This is a genomic window from Enterobacter sp. DNB-S2, from assembly GCF_019443845.1.
Taxonomy (GTDB): domain Bacteria; phylum Pseudomonadota; class Gammaproteobacteria; order Enterobacterales; family Enterobacteriaceae; genus Enterobacter; species Enterobacter asburiae_B.
Map to the genome: position 1 here is coordinate 1,132,285 of NZ_CP050520.1, position 16,115 is coordinate 1,148,399.

Consider the following 16,115-nt stretch of genomic DNA (forward strand, 5'->3'; position numbering starts at 1 on the left):
GGCACCTGACGGTGACAACCTCACTCCTCCAGTGACCGCAAATGGTCGTCCTTCCTCAGCGTCATCAGCGCGAAAATACTCACTACCGCCGTCGCCATCACGTAATACGCCGGAATATCCAGGTTGCCCGTCTGCTTAATCAGCCCGGTAATAATTAACCCTGCGCATCCCGAGAAAATCGCGTTCGACAACGAGTAGGCCAGCCCCAGCCCCGTATAGCGCACGCGCGTCGGGAACATCTCAGATAGCATCGCCGGGCCCGGACCCGCCAGCATGCCCACCAGACCGCCCGCAATCAGCACCACAACAGCCTTCACCGCCAGCGTACTCGACTCCGCCTGCAGGATTTTCAGCAGCGGCAGGGCGAGGATCAGCAGCAGCGCGGTGGCGAGAATCATCACCGTGCGGCGGCCGATCCGGTCGCTCAGGATCCCCGACGGAATGATGGTGAGTGCAAAACCAATATTTGAAATCACCGCTATCAACAGCGCCTGGTTGAACCCGGTGTGCAGCGCCGACTGAAGATAGGTCGGCATAATCACCAGGTAGGTATACCCCGCCGCAGACCAGACCATGACGCGCCCGATTCCCATCACGATGGCCCGGAGCGTGGCGGCAGTATCCGCCTGAGCGACAGCCGGTTTATCCTGCTGCTGCACAAAGCTCGGTGTCTCTTCCATACTGACGCGAAGCCACAGCGCCACAACGCCCATGGGCAGCGCCAGGAAGAACGGAATGCGCCAGCCCCAGTCGTGCATGGCTTCAGGCGTGAGAAGGGTGGAGAGCAGCGCCACGATGCCTGCGCCCGCCAGCAGCCCCAGCGCCACGGTAAAGGACTGCCACGCGCCATAGAGCCCACGCTTGCCGCGCGGGGCGAACTCCGTCATCAGCGAGACCGCACCGCCGTACTCGCCGCCCGCGAACAGCCCCTGCAGGATGCGCAGCAGCGTAATAATCAGCGGCGCGGCAATCCCGATGCTGGCGTAGACCGGCACAATGCCGATGGCGGCGGTAGCGAGCGTCATCAGCACCAGCACGATGATTAGCGTCGGTTTACGGCCAATCCGGTCGCCGATGCGGCCAAACACCACCGCACCCAGCGGGCGGAAGAAGAAGGCGATGGCAAACGAGGCGTAGGTGAGGATCAGGCTGGTCAGCCCCGCCTCTCCTTCAAGCTGGAAGAAGTTTTTCGCAATGACGGTCGCCAGAAAACCGTAGACCGCAAACTCATACCACTCGATAAAGTTACCAATGGAGCCTGCAATTAATGCTCGCTTGTGCGCATCCGGTTGCATAACGATCCTCACTGAAAGGGGTAAGAATAAATTATTCAATAAAAGCGAAGTCATGAAATAGTTTATTCTTATATTCTGTGAGCTATTTCACGAATGATATCAGCGGGATCGTGAACGTGTGACTCCCCTCCCATGCAGCGTGCGCGCGGTCTGTCCATACTTATCGTCATTGCCACTGAAGGAGGGAGACAGCATGCACTGGCAGACCCATACCGTTTTCAATCAACCTGCACCGCTTTCCAATAGCAACCTTTTCCTCTCGGACTGCGCCCTGCGCGATGCGGTCGCGCGTGAAGGAGCCGAGTGGGATTTTGAGCTGCTCGCCAGCATCGGGCAGCAGTTGGGCACCGCGGAGTCTCTGGAGCTGGGCCGGCTGGCAAACGTTAATCCTCCGGAGTTACTACGCTATGACGCCACCGGGGAGCGGCTGGACGACGTGCGTTTTCATCCGGCATGGCACTTGCTGATGCAGGGGCTTTGCGCCAACCGCGTGCATAACCTGGCGTGGGAAGAGGAGGCGCGTAAAGGGGCGTTTGTCGCTCGGGCCGCACGCTTTGTGCTTCATGCTCAGGTAGAGGCAGGCACGCTTTGCCCGGTCACCATGACGTTTGCCGCCACGCCGCTGTTGCAGCAGGCGCTCCCCAAAGCATTTCACGACTGGCTGACGCCGCTGCTCAGCGATCGCTATGATCCGCACCTTGCCCCTGGCGCGCAAAAGCGCGGCCTGCTGATTGGCATGGGGATGACGGAAAAGCAGGGCGGCTCGGACGTGCTCAGCAACACCACCAAAGCGGAAAAATGCAGCGACGGCAGCTACAGGCTGGTGGGGCATAAATGGTTTTTCTCCGTCCCGCAAAGCGATGCGCACCTGGTGCTGGCCCAGGCGAAGGGCGGGCTATCCTGCTTTTTTGTGCCGCGCTTTTTGCCTGACGGACAGCGCAACGCCGTGCGTCTGGAGCGCCTTAAGGACAAGCTCGGTAACCGTTCCAACGCCAGCAGCGAGGCGGAGTTTCTCGATGCCTCCGGCTGGCTGCTGGGGGAAGAGGGCGAAGGGGTACGGCAGATCCTCAAAATGGGCGGTCTGACGCGCTTTGACTGCGCGCTGGGCAGCCACGGACTGATGCGTCGGGCGCTCTCGGTGGCGCTGTACCATGCCCACCAGCGTCAGACCTTCGGCAAAAACCTCATCGATCAGCCTTTAATGCGCGAGGTATTAAGCCGGATGGCGCTGGTGCTGGAGGGGCAAACGGCGCTGCTGTTCCGCCTGGCCCGGGCGTGGGACAAGCGTGCCGATCCGCAAGAGGCCGCCTGGGCGCGGCTGTTTACCCCGGCGGCGAAATTTAGCGTCTGTAAAGCAGGCATCCCGTTTGTGGCTGAGGCGATGGAGGTGCTGGGTGGGAATGGATATTGCGAAGAGAGCGAACTTCCCCGCCTGTACCGCGAGATGCCGGTGAACAGCATCTGGGAAGGGTCAGGAAATATTATGTGCCTGGACGTTCTGCGCGTGCTGGCGAAGCAGCCGGGTATTCACGACCTGCTTGCCGATGAGTTTGCGCAGGTGAAAGGGCAGGACAGACACTTCGACCGCAGCTGGCGACAGCTTCAGCAAAAACTGCGTAAACCGCAGGAGGCGCAGGGGCGGGAGATCGCGCAGCAGCTTTTCTTGCTGGGTGCCGGAAGCCAGATGCTGCGGCACGCATCGCCCCCGGTGGCGCAGGCGTGGTGCCGTATGATGCTGGATACCCGTGGCGGCACGCTGATGAGCGAGCAGGTGCAAAGCGACCTGCTGCTGCGTGCGACGGGCAGAGTTGGTTAGCCTTTTAGCTGGAACAGGCTCACCAGCTGGGTCAGGTGTGAACCCTTCTCGCGCAGCGTTTGAGCGGTTTGTTCGCTGCGTGAGATGCGATCGGCATTGATATGCGACGCTTCGCCAATATGGGTCATGGCAAGGTTCACCTGGCCGATCCCGGCGGACTGCTCGCGTGAGGCATGGTTAATCTCGGTGACCAGCTGGCTGATGTTATCGATATGAATGATGATGTCGTCCATCGCCAGGCGCGTCCGTTCAGACAGCGCATGACCCTCACTCACTTTTCTGAGCGTATCGCCAATCAGCTGTTCAATCTCCTTCACCGCGTTAGCGCTGCGACCCGCCAGCGCGCGAACTTCCTGCGCGACTACCGCAAACCCTTTTCCGTGCTCGCCTGCGCGGGCCGCTTCCACTGCCGCGTTCAGCGCCAGAATATTGGTCTGGAAAGCGATGGATTCGATCACGCGCGTGATGTCTTCGATGCGTTTTGACGCTTCGCGAATGTCGTCCATGGTCGACACCGCATGGGTGACCGTCTCACCGCCCTGATGGACCGCGAGCGAGGTTTCACCCACCAGCTGCTGCGTTTGCTCCATGTTGGCGGCATTTTGCTGCACGGTGGCGGCCAGCTGCTCCATGCTGGCGGACGTCTCCTCCACGCTGCTGGCCTGCTTGTTGATCTGCTCTGAAATCTCGCCAGTGTCGGCGGCCAGCGCGTTGGTGCCCAAATGGATCTCGCCTGCGGCCTCACGGACCTGCAGGACAATTTTTTGCAGGCCGCCGCCGATGCCGTTGATGGCATCGATCAGCTGGCCGACTTCGTCCTGACGCGTCACGGGCAGGCTGGAACGGAGATCCCCTGCGGCATATTGACGGGCAATATGGATCACGTTGCGCAGCGGTCGGGTCAGCACGCGGCGAATAATGACCACAAACAGGCCAGCAAAAAGGATGGACAAGACTACGCCGGCCAGCAGGAAGCGATCGCGCATGGCGGTAACGCTTGAGAGCAGCACCGATTTATCCACTTCGCCCACGATAGTCCAGTTCCAGCCCGGCAGCGGGGTATAGGCCATTTTCAGCGTCCGGCCGTCGTCGCTTGTACGCTCCAGCGTGCCGGGTTTGTCACTCAGAAGCTGTTGCTGCGTCGCGCCGTCCCACTGCGGCAGTTTTCCCTCTTCGCTGGCGTGGAACAGGTATTGCCCGCGCGTTTTGCCGTTGCTGCGATCCAGCACGAAGAAGTGACCGCTCTCGCCCAGGCGGCGGTTGAGGATTTTCTCTCGCATGACGTTCCAGGAGTGGGTGATGTCCACCCCGACAAAGACGATCGCAATGACCTGCCCTTCGGCGTTTTTAACGGGCTGGTACTGGGTGATGTAGCGTTTGCCGAAAAGCAGCGCCAGGCCGCGGTAGACTTCACCTTTGTTGACGGCAGCAAAGGCCGGGCTGGCGTTATCCAGAACGGTACCCATTGCCCGATCGCCATTCTCTTTGCGCAGGGAAGTGGCTACGCGCACAAAGTCGTTACCGCTGCGTACAAACAGCGTCGAAATGGCTCCCGTACGGTTCAGGAACTCGTCCGAAAGGGTGTTATTTTCATGCAGCCCGGTGTCTCCGCCTTTCAGAAGCGGAACGCTAAGTCCGTTAATCGTCTGGCGTTGGGAATTATCAATGTTCAGGGGCTGCGGTAAAAAGGTGGTAAACAGACGGGTATAGCTCTCAACCTCTTCACTCAGGCTAGTGTTGAACATCTGCACCATGTCGACCATGCCGGTGGACTGATTATGCAGATCTTCGACCGCAAGGGCTTCAAGCTGCTGGCTGGCTTTTTGGCTGAGCAGAAAAGTGAATAGCAGAAACAGCGTGGCGACACTGACGCCAGTTAGCAGCGAGAGTTTCGACCCCAGGCCCGCACGGCGGAAAAAGTTGATCATAAATTGCTCATTATTGAAAAGTTATGGTTCTTCAACGGCAGAGCGGGGATTACGTTTACTGTTTTAATGTAACAAAATGTTATTTAATTGTTCTTTATTGGTTTTATATAAGATAAAAAATTTGCAAAAACGAAAAGCCACTAAAAGTAAGTGGCTTTTATCAGGAGGGAGTTTACACGTAGAGAATGGCCTGTACCCGCCAGCGATCGATATGGTTATCTTCCTGCATCTGGATGATGCGATACCATGAAGCACCCTGCTCATCGGCCTTTAATGCCACGACACGTTCAACGTCTTGCGGGCTCCCCGAGATATTATTCACGGAGATCTGGCCAATTTCATTCAGGCCAGTCACACAATCAGCACTGGCGAATTCTGCTGACTGCGCGGTGGTGCTCAGCAGGCCTGCTGAGAGCAACAGTGAGGTCAAAGCAAGAGTTCGTTTCATCGTCAGCTCCATTTCACATATATCCGGTATCCGCCGGGCAATCCTTCGCTAATAAACTCCCTTCCATTGATGCGGGCGTGGAGTTTATTGTGGACAGGAAAATGTCTATGGACGCAAAGCAGTGTAAATCTCGTTCAAAGGAAAACCATTATTTGCGGTACAAAATGGCCTGTGAATACCACTGTCCTGTTATGATGGTTTCGTCGATCATAATGATGACGTAATAATCTGCTTTGGCGGCGACGGCCTGTGCTTTTATTGCCGATTCTGCGTCATCCGGAGAGCCGCGAACCAGCGCGGAGATGGTGCCCATTCGTTGTAATCCTTCCGTCTGATTACGACGAATCTCCTGTGGACGATCGGCGACCGGTGGAGCGGGTTGCGGCGTTCCCTGCAGCGCGCTACAGCCACTCAGCAGAAACACCAGCAATAAAGCAGCAAACCTGCGCATAACCATATCTCGTTTCCTGATAGCCATAGTGTAGTTGGCTGTGAATTTAGTTTTGGGGGAATGTTCCCGAAGTGTTATCTGGGACGTATATTTCGAATGAAAATGACGCGAAAGCGTAACCCAGTTCTCAACATTATGAATCATAGATTCGCACAGGGTCGACAATGATTGAAATTGAAATACGCCACCTCGGCGACCATGAAATTTTACACGCGATGCCGGTGGGTAAACGTGATAAACCGCTGCCTGTTGTGGTTTTTTATCATGGGTTTACCTCATCGAAGCTGGTTTACAGTTATTTTGCGGTAGCGCTGGCGCAGGCGGGTTTTCGCGTGGTGATGCCAGATGCACCCGACCACGGCGCACGCTTTACGGGTAATGAACAGGCGCGGCTGGGGCAGTTCTGGCACATTCTGCACGGGAGTCTGACCGAGTTTTCCGGGCTGCGCGATGCGCTTTATGAGGCAGGGCTGGTGGCCGACAATCGTCTGGCGGTAGCCGGGGCATCGATGGGCGGTATGACGGCGCTGGGGATTATGACGCATCATCCTGAAGTGAAGTCTGTCGCCTGTCTGATGGGCTCGGGCTACTTTACTTCGCTGGCGAAGACCCTCTTTCCCCCTCAGGATTTAACGGAAATGACCGCGACGCTGGCAGAGTGGGAAGTGACCCGGGCATTGCCGCGCGTGGCCGATCGCCCGCTGCTGCTGTGGCACGGTGACGCGGATGATGTGGTCCCGCCCGAGGGAACCTTCCGTCTGCAGCAGGCGTTAATCAATGAAGGGCTGGACGGTAATCTGACCTGCCTGTGGGAACCGGGCGTCCGCCACCGCATCACGCCAACGGCGCTGGACGCTACGGTGGCATTTTTCCGCCAGCACCTTTAAACGCGCAGGACTTTGACGCCCTGATCTTCCCGCTTGTGGATGATCTCAGGGGGCTCTTTTACCGGGAGTATTCCGGAGCTATTCACAAAAAAAAGCCCCCGGGCAGGGGGCAACGTCAACTATGGCTATGTTCTCGTTGTTGGCTTTCCTGGTGCTAGCGTTAAAGCGTTATCGGTAAATATCTGCACTGGCGTGCATGTTGCCGTTGCTGCCGGGCTCACGGGTTAACATCACGTGATAATAGGTTGCGCCCTGCGCATCGGTTTCTTCGTTTAATGCCTGATCTGCTTCACTTTCCGTGGCGAAATTATGATTGATGTAAATTACGCCCAAGCTTTGCACATCATCCATGTTTCTGGCCTGTCGGCTGTCTATCTTGATGGCTGCCATCGCGTTTGCACTGAGCAAAAGCGCCGCCATTATGGCTAATGCGATTTTTTTCATGATATGCGCTCCACGACTACGTGCTGCGAGAGGGGGGATGCTCCTTCTTTAATTCAGGCGATCTCTGATTAAAGTGTAATCACTCATCCGGCGGGGATGCGTGACCATTTCTGATGCAGTTGTTCAAAAAAACAACGCTTCCGGGTGTGACCAATTTTAAATCACCCACTTAGACCCGCTTCGCGCTTTGTGCGAATTATTTGTGCAATCAGCTTGAGTTTCCAGGGGCGCGCAAGTATTATGACGCGTCAATTTTTCAGCCGACCTTTAACACGTTCCTTGCCTCCCCGGGCCTCGGCTGACCCAGACAGGAGGCTGAATAATCCGTAAGGAGCAATTCGATGCGTCATTACGAAATCGTTTTTATGGTCCATCCTGACCAGAGCGAACAGGTTCCGGGTATGATCGAGCGTTACTCTGCTGCCATCACTGGTGCAGAAGGTACGATCCACCGTCTGGAAGACTGGGGCCGCCGTCAGCTGGCTTACCCGATCAACAAACTGCACAAAGCACACTACGTTCTGATGAACGTTGAAGCGCCGCAGGAAGTGATCGATGAGCTGGAAACTACCTTCCGCTTCAACGATGCCGTTATCCGCAGCATGGTTATGCGTACCAAAAACGCAGTTACCGAAGCATCTCCGATGGTTAAAGCGAAAGACGAGCGCCGTGAGCGTCGCGATGATTTCGCAAACGAAACCGCAGATGATTCTGATGCTGGGGATTCTGAAGAGTAATTTCTGATGACCAACCGTCTGGCGTTGTCCGGCATCGTATGCAGGGCTCCCCTTCGAAAGGTCAGTCCATCAGGAATTCCGCATTGCCAGTTCGTGCTTGAGCATCGTTCTGTGCAAGAGGAAGCCGGGTTTCACCGGCAGGCGTGGTGCCAAATGCCCGTTATTATTAGCGGACACGAAAACCAGGCCATTACTCACAGTTTAACGGTCGGTAGCGCAGTAATCGTTCAGGGGTTCATCTCTTGCCACAAGGCAAAGAACGGCCTGAGCAAAATGGTTCTGCATGCCGAGCAGATTGATTTGATAGATTCTGGAGACTAGCCATATGGCACGTTATTTCCGTCGTCGCAAGTTCTGCCGTTTCACCGCGGAAGGCGTTCAAGAGATCGACTATAAAGATATCGCAACGCTGAAAAACTACATCACCGAAAGCGGTAAGATTGTCCCAAGCCGTATCACCGGTACTCGTGCAAAATACCAGCGTCAGCTGGCTCGCGCTATCAAACGCGCTCGCTACCTGTCCCTGCTGCCGTACACTGATCGTCATCAGTAATCGGGCACGGTCCATTAATACGACTTTAAGAGGATAAGGTAATGCAAGTTATTCTGCTTGATAAAGTAGCAAACCTGGGCAGCCTGGGTGATCAGGTTAACGTTAAAGCGGGTTACGCACGTAACTTCCTGGTTCCACAGGGTAAAGCTGTTCCAGCTACCAAGAAAAACGTAGAGTTTTTCGAAGCACGTCGCGCTGAACTGGAAGCCAAACTGGCTGACGTTCTGGCGGCTGCTAACGCTCGCGCTGAAGCAATCAACGCACTGGGCACCGTTACCATCGCGTCTAAATCTGGCGACGAAGGTAAACTGTTCGGTTCCATCGGTACCCGCGATATCGCTGATGCAGTTTCTGCAGCAGGCGTTAAAGTGGCTAAGAGCGAAGTTCGTCTGCCGAACGGCGTTCTGCGTACCACTGGTGAGCACGAAGTTGACTTCCAGGTTCACAGCGAAGTGTTCGCTAAACTGGTTGTTAACGTTGTAGCTGAGTAATTTTTTACTCTGCTCACGTTGAAACGCCGGCCTTGTGCCGGCGTTTTGCTTTTTACAGATCCGGCAGATCCGGGCCTTAACGCGCCCTGATAAAACTGCCGTCTGGCTGGCGGGTAAACAGCACCTGTTGTCCATTTCCCGTATCAATCGTTAACCCTGTCACCACCCCGCTGGCATTCTGGCGAACCTGTACCATCTGTCCATTCTGCAGATTACTGAGCGGTTTACCCGCACCTTCCACCTTCGCCATGGCATACACGTCGGTTGGCGGCAGATTGTGGTCGCGGAACAGCTGTGCCAGCGTTTTGCCCGGCTCTACGCGATAAGAACGCCACTGTTGCTCAATACCGGTAGGCTGTTGCGTCTGAGGCTGAGACGGGGCGGCGGCTTGATCCTGCGGCTGTTCATCCTGAATAGGTTCTGGCTCAACCGGCGCGACCTGACCCGGATCGTTAGACGGGGTCACAAGCTGCGTTTGCATCGGCTGTGCGTCAGGCTGCGGCCGCGTCTGCGACTGAATGTCCAGCTGAGCATTGCGGGTGACGGGTGCGGTATCGACATCATCGCCCCCGGAAGGAAGCAGGAAGCCCACGATCACCATCAGCGCGCCAATGATGATCCCTCTGCGATGCAGAGGAGGCAGCGGGTCCATGATGCGAAAATTGTCCGGCGCCTGCCAGATTTTCGCCAGGGTAGGTTTCAGTTCAAATCGCCCGGGCATGGCACTCCTCCTGCTCCGCGTATTTTTTATCCTGTGCCCCGAAGTATAGTTTGCTAACTGCCTGAACGGCGTAGTAAACCCGACATCCGTGACATCAGTTCGGGATTAATCCTGGTTATCTCTATTGTTTCTGTTTCGTCGCGGTTTGTCACCTTAACTTCAGACAAAGTTTTACCCATAAGGGCATGGCTGATATGCTGCCCGCTACTTTAAATGTGATGGAAGGAAAACCCATGACCACCCCCACTTTTGACACTATCGAAGCGCAGGCAAGTTACGGTATCGGCTTGCAGGTAGGACAGCAGCTGAGCGAATCCGGCCTGGAAGGTCTGTTACCTGAAGCGCTGGTGGCGGGTATCGCTGACGCGCTGGAAGGCAAACAGCCTGCCGTTCCGGTAGACGTTGTGCACCGTGCGCTGCGTGAAATCCACGAACGTGCTGACGCCGTGCGTCGCGCGCGCTTCGAAGAGATGGCAGCCGAAGGTGTGAAATATCTGGAAGAGAACCGCGAGCGTGAAGGCGTGAACAGCACCGAATCCGGTCTGCAGTTCCGCGTGATCAATCAGGGCGACGGCGCAATCCCGGCGCGTACCGACCACGTTCGCGTGCATTACACCGGTAAACTGATCGACGGTACCGTGTTCGACAGCTCCGTGGCGCGCGGCGAACCGGCTGAATTCCCGGTCAACGGCGTGATCGCAGGCTGGATCGAAGCTCTGACCCTGATGCCGGTCGGTTCCAAATGGGAACTGACTATCCCGCATAACCTGGCCTATGGCGAGCGCGGCGCTGGCGCGTCCATCCCGCCATTCAGCACCCTGGTCTTTGAAGTCGAGCTGCTGGAAATTCTGTAATCGAATTTTCTTATTTCCTCTCCCCGGTAGGGGAGAGGAAAATAGTGTAAAAACCTATAGTTACGGTGCTATCAACATTTTATCTTGCAAACGAAACTGTTGCGTGTATTTTTGTGAGCTGTTTCGCGCTGTATGAGTGATATGACACTCACTTTCAACATATTATTAACATAATATCTAAATCATAGTATTCATCCCGCCGATTCTTACCTAATATCGATTAGCCCTTACAAGGGAACGTCATCTTTTGACGTATTTAAAGGCCAGAAGAGCCTTAACAACACAGACAGGCATAAACAGGAAAATATCACATGGTAGATCAGGTCAAAGTCGTCGCCGACGAAGAGGCGTCGTCTGAACAGTCGCTACGGCGCAATCTCACAAACCGTCATATTCAGCTCATTGCGATTGGGGGTGCCATCGGTACCGGGCTGTTTATGGGGTCAGGCAAAACCATCAGTCTCGCCGGGCCGTCGATCATATTCGTTTATATGATCATCGGTTTTATGCTGTTCTTCGTGATGCGTGCAATGGGTGAACTGCTGCTCTCGAACCTCGAATACAAATCCTTTAGCGACTTCGCTTCTGACCTGCTCGGGCCGTGGGCGGGCTATTTCACCGGCTGGACCTACTGGTTCTGCTGGGTCGTCACCGGTATGGCGGACGTCGTGGCGATTACCGCCTACGCGCAGTTCTGGTTCCCGGGGCTGTCGGACTGGGTCGCCTCGCTGGCGGTCATTGTTCTGCTGCTGAGCCTTAACCTCGCCACCGTTAAAATGTTCGGTGAGATGGAGTTCTGGTTCGCGATGATCAAAATCGTGGCGATTGTCGGGCTTATCGTCGTGGGTCTGGTGATGGTGCTCACCCACTTCCAGTCGCCAACGGGCGTTCAGGCGTCGTTTACCCATCTGTGGAATGACGGCGGCTGGTTCCCGAAAGGCATTAGCGGCTTCTTTGCCGGCTTCCAGATCGCGGTTTTTGCTTTCGTGGGCATTGAGCTGGTGGGCACGACGGCAGCGGAGACCAAAGATCCCGAGAAGTCTCTCCCGCGCGCGATTAACTCTATTCCGCTGCGTATCATCATGTTCTACGTCTTCGCGCTGATCGTCATTATGTCCGTGACGCCGTGGAGCTCCGTGGTGCCAACCAAGAGCCCGTTCGTTGAGCTGTTCGTGCTGGTAGGCCTGCCTGCTGCCGCGAGCCTGATTAACTTCGTGGTGTTGACCTCTGCGGCGTCTTCCGCGAACAGCGGCGTGTTCTCCACCAGCCGTATGCTGTTTGGTCTGGCGCAGGAAGGCGTGGCGCCGAGCGCGTTCGCCAAGCTGTCCAAGCGCGCGGTACCGGCAAAAGGGTTGACCTTCTCCTGCATGTGCCTGCTGGGCGGCGTGGTGATGCTCTACGTGAACCCAAGCGTGATTGGCGCGTTCACCATGATTACCACGGTCTCTGCGATCCTGTTTATGTTCGTCTGGACCATCATCCTCTGTTCATACCTGGTGTACCGCAAGCAGCGCCCGCACCTGCATGAAAAATCGATCTACAAGATGCCGCTGGGCAAGCTGATGTGCTGGGTGTGCATGGCGTTCTTCGTCTTCGTGCTGGTTCTGCTGACGCTGGAAGATGATACCCGTCAGGCACTCATCGTCACGCCGCTGTGGTTTATCGCGCTGGGGCTGGGCTGGGTGTTTATCGGTAAGAAACGTATGGCAGGCGTAAGGTAAAAGCAAAACGGCAACTTCGGTTGCCGTTTTTAGTTTTTGCACCCTCTCCCCGTGGGAGAGGGCCGGGGTGAGGGCATCAGGCCGCAGCGGCCTTTTTTATTCCCCAGCTAATGCCCGCGGGAACAGAACGTTGTTCTCAAGACTGATGTGTTCCATCAGGTCGTCAATCATCTCGTTAATGCTGTTGTACATCGCTTTCCACGTTGTGCACGCTTCTGGCGGCGGCGTGACGTTGTGGGTGGTGTGTTTGATTACTTCCAGCAGTTCACCCGCGTCATCGTGTTCGCTTTCCATCACGCTGATAGGCCCCATCGCCTGGCTTCCCATTCCCTGTTTAATCATCGGGAAGAGGATCTGCTCTTCTTTCATCATGTGGCTGGAAAGCTCTTCGTGCAGCAGGGTCAGGTATTTCGCCAGACCGCGCGGTACGGAAGGTTTGTCGGCATGTACGCGCTCAACTTTGGTCGCCTGCAGGATCAGTTCCGGCAGCTGTTCACGGTGACGGTCATGGTATCGCACGATGATATGGTCGATGATTTCAGCGAGCGAGGCGGTTCGCCAGTCTTTGTCGACGGGCTGCGCGGCCAGCTGCGCCAGCTCTGCTTCAATCACCTCAACGTCCAGCTCCTTGCGTGAGGCCGCACGCGCCAGGGTTTGCTTACCGCCACAGCAGTAATCCATATCGTATTTCCGAAACAGCGCAGAAGCGCGAGGAATGGAGAGCGCCAGCTCGCCAAGGGGTTGGTCGCGAAAGGCCATAGCAGTTACCTCGTCATCAATAATATAAGATGTATATTAAATGCATCTTTAAGCCAGCGCTATAACCCTTTAGAGGGAAGGGGGAAAGTGGGATGCAGATCACAAAAAAATACCCCGTTTAACTCTCTGAATGGACTTAGGAAAGTGGTTTAGAAACTTTTTAAAGGTGTAGAAACAGTAAACAACCCGCCGCGCCTGCCGATATATCCACGTCAGACAAACCTGCATATAACAAAGGCAACGCATGTTTAAACGTATAAAAGTCATTACCCTTCTGATTTCGGTGCTGCTTGTGCTCGGCATCATGCAAGTGATTTCCGCGGGTATCTTTATCAACGCGCTGAATAACGATAAAGACAACTTCACCGTGTCGCAGCTCTCCAGCAAGAACGTGGCGGAGTTTACCGATGCGTGGATCAGCCTGAACCAGGCGCGCGTGACGCTGAACCGCGGGATGCTGCGTCTGCAAAGCAGCATGGCCTCTCAGATTAACGGTGGGCAGCTCAATGAGCTGGTCAACACGGCGAAAAATCTGCTCGCCGATGCGCAGGTCCATTACGATAAATACTATGCCCTGCCAAATACGCCGGGGCTGGACGAGAACCTGGCCAAGCGTCTGGAAGAGCAGTACCGCATTTACTCCTCAACGCTGACGCAAATGAACGTCCTGCTGAGCCAGGGCAATCTGGAAGACATGTTCAAGCAGAACGCGGAGCAAAAGCAGACCGCAATGCAGGCGGTTTACCGTGAATGGCGTGAAGCGCAGGCAACGCTTACCGATAAAGGCATCCAGGACAATGAAAGCGACTACAGGCGCATCCTGTGGATCCTCTCTGCGGTTATGCTGCTGGTGATTGTGGTGATTATCTCCAGCTGGGTAGCCATGCGCCGCGTGCTGCTGCTGCCTCTGGAAGAGGTGATTAACCATATTCGCGCCATTGCGGCGGGAGATTTAACCCAGCCGATTCAGGCTGAAGGTAAGAACGAAATGGCTATCCTGGCGCGCAACGTTCAGGAGATGCAGACCTCGCTGGCGAACACCGTGGGCGTGGTGCGTGAAGGTGCGGATACCATCTACACCGGTGCCGGTGAAATTTCTGCCGGCAGCAACGACCTCTCTTCCCGTACCGAGCAGCAGGCCGCGTCTCTGGAAGAGACGGCAGCCAGCATGGAACAGCTGACGGCAACCGTGAAGCAGAACGCCGATAACGCGCGTCAGGCTTCCCGTCTGGCGCTGGACGCCTCCTCAACGGCGAAGAAGGGCGGTAACGTGGTGGAAGGCGTGGTGCGTACAATGGACGAAATCGCCACCAGTTCCAGTAAAATCGCGCAAATTACTAACGTGATCGACGGTATTGCCTTCCAGACTAACATTCTGGCGCTGAACGCGGCGGTTGAAGCGGCGCGCGCGGGCGAGCAGGGCCGTGGTTTTGCGGTGGTAGCAGGGGAGGTCCGTACTCTCGCACAGCGCAGCGCCCAGGCGGCGAAAGAGATCAAAGCGCTGATCGATGATTCCGGCGAGCGCGTGAACGCGGGCTCCCAGCTGGTCAACGAAGCCGGGGAGACGATGGCAGAGATCGTTAATGCGGTCACCCGCGTCACCGACATCATGGGTGAAATTGCCTCGGCCTCTGACGAGCAGAGCCGCGGTATTGACCAGGTGGGCCAGGCGGTAGCCGAGATGGACCGCGTGACCCAGCAGAACGCATCGCTGGTAGAGGAATCTGCGGCCGCGGCGGCGGCGCTGGAAGATCAGGCTGCCCGCCTGAACGAAGCGGTGGCGGTGTTCAAAATCACCCGCAACCAGGCGGTCAAAGCGGCGCCGGTGAAAACCTATGTACCTAAAGCGCAGCCCGTAGCGGCGGCGTCTGAAGGGAACTGGGAAACGTTTTAAGGGCTTGCCCGGTGGCGGCTACGCCTTACCGGGCCTACGATTTTGTAGGCCCTGCAAGCGCAGCGCCGCTGGGCAATGCTCACATCTCCGAAGCCGGAATGACCCTCGGTTTTTCCGGCTTCGCTCTTACCGCCATCACCACTCCCACCACCAGCAGCGCGATCCCGCAGGCCGTGAATAACGGCGGTAAGCTCTGGCGCATCAGGAAGGTATAAAGCAGTCCGGCCAGGGTTTCGAAGACAATCAGCGGCCCTAAAATCACCGTCGGCAGCTTCTGGCTGGCAATGTTCCAGCACAGCGCGCCCACCCATGAGCACAGCACCGCAATCGCAACCATCAGGCCGATAAAAACCCAGGGTCTTGGCCCGAAGGGTTGGGCGAAGTCTGGCTGTTGATGGCCTAACCAGATGCACGCGCCGGCATAGCCCACCAGCGAGACGGGCAGCGTAACCAGCGCCTGCGCCGTCGCCCACATCATCGGATGCTTGTCAGGGTTCTCCCGCAGCCAGCGCGCGTTGCGCAGGGCATACCATGCCCAGCACGCCACGGAAATGAACGCCAGCACAATGCCAGAGCCGTAACGCCACAGGTCAACATCCGCCTGCCCGTGACGCAGCTCGGCAATATTGACGCATACCAGCCCCATGGCGGTGCATACCAGCGCCGGCGCCATTTTTGACCACGCCAGTTTGCCATCGCGGTGGCTGTAGAGCAGGTTAGCAAAGACGGGAATGACGACCGGCAGCGTGCCGATAATCATGGTAGATACCGGCGCACCGGTACGCTGAATGGCACTCGCAAGGCAAACGTAGTAGATAAGATTGCCCATCATGGTCAGCGCCAGCGCGGTGCCCCAGTCCTGATGGCTGAGCTGACGCAAGCGCGCGCGTCCCAGCCACGCCAGGGGCAGGGCAATCAGCCCGAGCGCCAGATAACGTCCGGTCGACTGCAGTATTGCCGGATACTCGGGCACGATCAGCGGGCCGACAAAAATAAGCCCCCACATCATCCCGGCCAGCAGGGCATACAACACTCCACTAATCATTTTTCCATCCACAGGTATTTACGCTGCATGCAGTGTAGGAGGGGAAAATGCGCGCGTATTGTATGAGATTG

17 protein-coding genes are annotated in these 16,115 nt (G+C 56.3%); 9 read left to right on the forward strand and 8 right to left on the reverse strand.

What is annotated here, in order from left to right; genetic code table 11:
- Positions 1–20: 20 nt before the first annotated feature.
- Positions 21–1,295, reverse strand: a complete 1,275-nt coding sequence (locus HB664_RS05415; RefSeq protein ID WP_219940443.1) for an MFS transporter — start codon at positions 1,293–1,295, stop codon at positions 21–23.
- Positions 1,296–1,488: 193 nt separating this feature from the next.
- Between HB664_RS05415 and HB664_RS05420 the strand changes: the two genes are divergently transcribed.
- Positions 1,489–3,111, forward strand: a complete 1,623-nt coding sequence (locus HB664_RS05420) for an isovaleryl-CoA dehydrogenase (protein ID WP_219940444.1) — start codon at positions 1,489–1,491, stop codon at positions 3,109–3,111.
- Here the strand turns inward: HB664_RS05420 and HB664_RS05425 are convergent.
- From HB664_RS05425 to bsmA, 3 genes are all read right to left on the reverse strand, one after another.
- A complete protein-coding gene (locus HB664_RS05425; RefSeq protein ID WP_219940445.1) occupies positions 3,108–5,039 on the reverse strand; it encodes a methyl-accepting chemotaxis protein in 1,932 nt (643 codons plus the stop codon). The genes HB664_RS05420 and HB664_RS05425 overlap by 4 nt on opposite strands.
- Before the next feature lie 172 nt (positions 5,040–5,211).
- Entirely contained in the window at positions 5,212–5,499 is a 288-nt protein-coding gene (gene yjfN / locus HB664_RS05430; RefSeq protein WP_032665074.1) for a DUF1471 family protease activator YjfN, read from the reverse strand.
- Between the two features lie 136 nt (positions 5,500–5,635).
- A complete protein-coding gene (bsmA, locus tag HB664_RS05435) occupies positions 5,636–5,965 on the reverse strand; it encodes a biofilm peroxide resistance protein BsmA (RefSeq protein ID WP_219940446.1) in 330 nt (109 codons plus the stop codon).
- Between the two features lie 137 nt (positions 5,966–6,102).
- Here bsmA and yjfP point away from each other — a divergent pair, with 137 nt between their 5' ends.
- A complete protein-coding gene (yjfP, locus tag HB664_RS05440) occupies positions 6,103–6,825 on the forward strand; it encodes an esterase (RefSeq protein WP_219940447.1) in 723 nt (240 codons plus the stop codon).
- A gap of 168 nt (positions 6,826–6,993) precedes the next feature.
- Here the strand turns inward: yjfP and yjfY are convergent, their stop codons facing one another.
- Positions 6,994–7,269: a DUF1471 family protein YjfY gene (gene yjfY / locus HB664_RS05445; RefSeq protein ID WP_010427445.1), complete on the reverse strand. Its 276-nt coding sequence runs from the start codon at positions 7,267–7,269 to the stop codon at positions 6,994–6,996.
- A 341-nt stretch (positions 7,270–7,610) separates the two neighbouring features.
- Between yjfY and rpsF the strand changes: the two genes are divergently transcribed.
- From rpsF to rplI, 4 genes are read left to right on the forward strand one after another with little or no spacing between them, the layout of a single operon-like run.
- Positions 7,611–8,006, forward strand: coding sequence for a 30S ribosomal protein S6 (gene rpsF / locus HB664_RS05450; protein WP_014068637.1), 396 nt, complete (start codon positions 7,611–7,613; stop codon positions 8,004–8,006).
- A gap of 6 nt (positions 8,007–8,012) precedes the next feature.
- A complete protein-coding gene (gene priB / locus HB664_RS05455) occupies positions 8,013–8,327 on the forward strand; it encodes a primosomal replication protein N (RefSeq protein ID WP_008502895.1) in 315 nt (104 codons plus the stop codon).
- A gap of 4 nt (positions 8,328–8,331) precedes the next feature.
- A complete protein-coding gene (gene rpsR, locus HB664_RS05460; protein ID WP_000135199.1) occupies positions 8,332–8,559 on the forward strand; it encodes a 30S ribosomal protein S18 in 228 nt (75 codons plus the stop codon).
- Between the two features lie 41 nt (positions 8,560–8,600).
- Positions 8,601–9,050, forward strand: coding sequence for a 50S ribosomal protein L9 (rplI, locus tag HB664_RS05465; protein WP_023310148.1), 450 nt, complete (start codon positions 8,601–8,603; stop codon positions 9,048–9,050).
- 76 nt (positions 9,051–9,126) lie between these two features.
- Here the strand turns inward: rplI and HB664_RS05470 are convergent, their stop codons facing one another.
- On the reverse strand, positions 9,127–9,771 hold the full coding sequence (locus tag HB664_RS05470; RefSeq protein WP_045402269.1) for an OapA family protein: 645 nt from the start codon (positions 9,769–9,771) through the stop codon (positions 9,127–9,129).
- Between the two features lie 233 nt (positions 9,772–10,004).
- Between HB664_RS05470 and fklB the strand changes: the two genes are divergently transcribed.
- On the forward strand, positions 10,005–10,625 hold the full coding sequence (gene fklB, locus HB664_RS05475) for an FKBP-type peptidyl-prolyl cis-trans isomerase (protein ID WP_008502892.1): 621 nt from the start codon (positions 10,005–10,007) through the stop codon (positions 10,623–10,625).
- A 311-nt stretch (positions 10,626–10,936) separates the two neighbouring features.
- Positions 10,937–12,346, forward strand: coding sequence for a D-serine/D-alanine/glycine transporter (cycA, locus tag HB664_RS05480; protein ID WP_048977313.1), 1,410 nt, complete (start codon positions 10,937–10,939; stop codon positions 12,344–12,346).
- A gap of 96 nt (positions 12,347–12,442) precedes the next feature.
- Here the strand turns inward: cycA and ytfE are convergent, their stop codons facing one another.
- Positions 12,443–13,105, reverse strand: a complete 663-nt coding sequence (gene ytfE / locus HB664_RS05485) for an iron-sulfur cluster repair protein YtfE (RefSeq protein ID WP_219940448.1) — start codon at positions 13,103–13,105, stop codon at positions 12,443–12,445.
- Positions 13,106–13,349: 244 nt separating this feature from the next.
- Here ytfE and HB664_RS05490 point away from each other — a divergent pair, with 244 nt between their 5' ends.
- On the forward strand, positions 13,350–14,999 hold the full coding sequence (locus HB664_RS05490; RefSeq protein WP_045888470.1) for a methyl-accepting chemotaxis protein: 1,650 nt from the start codon (positions 13,350–13,352) through the stop codon (positions 14,997–14,999).
- Positions 15,000–15,078: 79 nt separating this feature from the next.
- On the opposite strand, the gene HB664_RS05495 is transcribed toward HB664_RS05490, so the two are convergent.
- On the reverse strand, positions 15,079–16,044 hold the full coding sequence (locus tag HB664_RS05495; protein ID WP_219940449.1) for a DMT family transporter: 966 nt from the start codon (positions 16,042–16,044) through the stop codon (positions 15,079–15,081).
- Between the last annotated feature and the right edge of the window lie 71 nt (positions 16,045–16,115).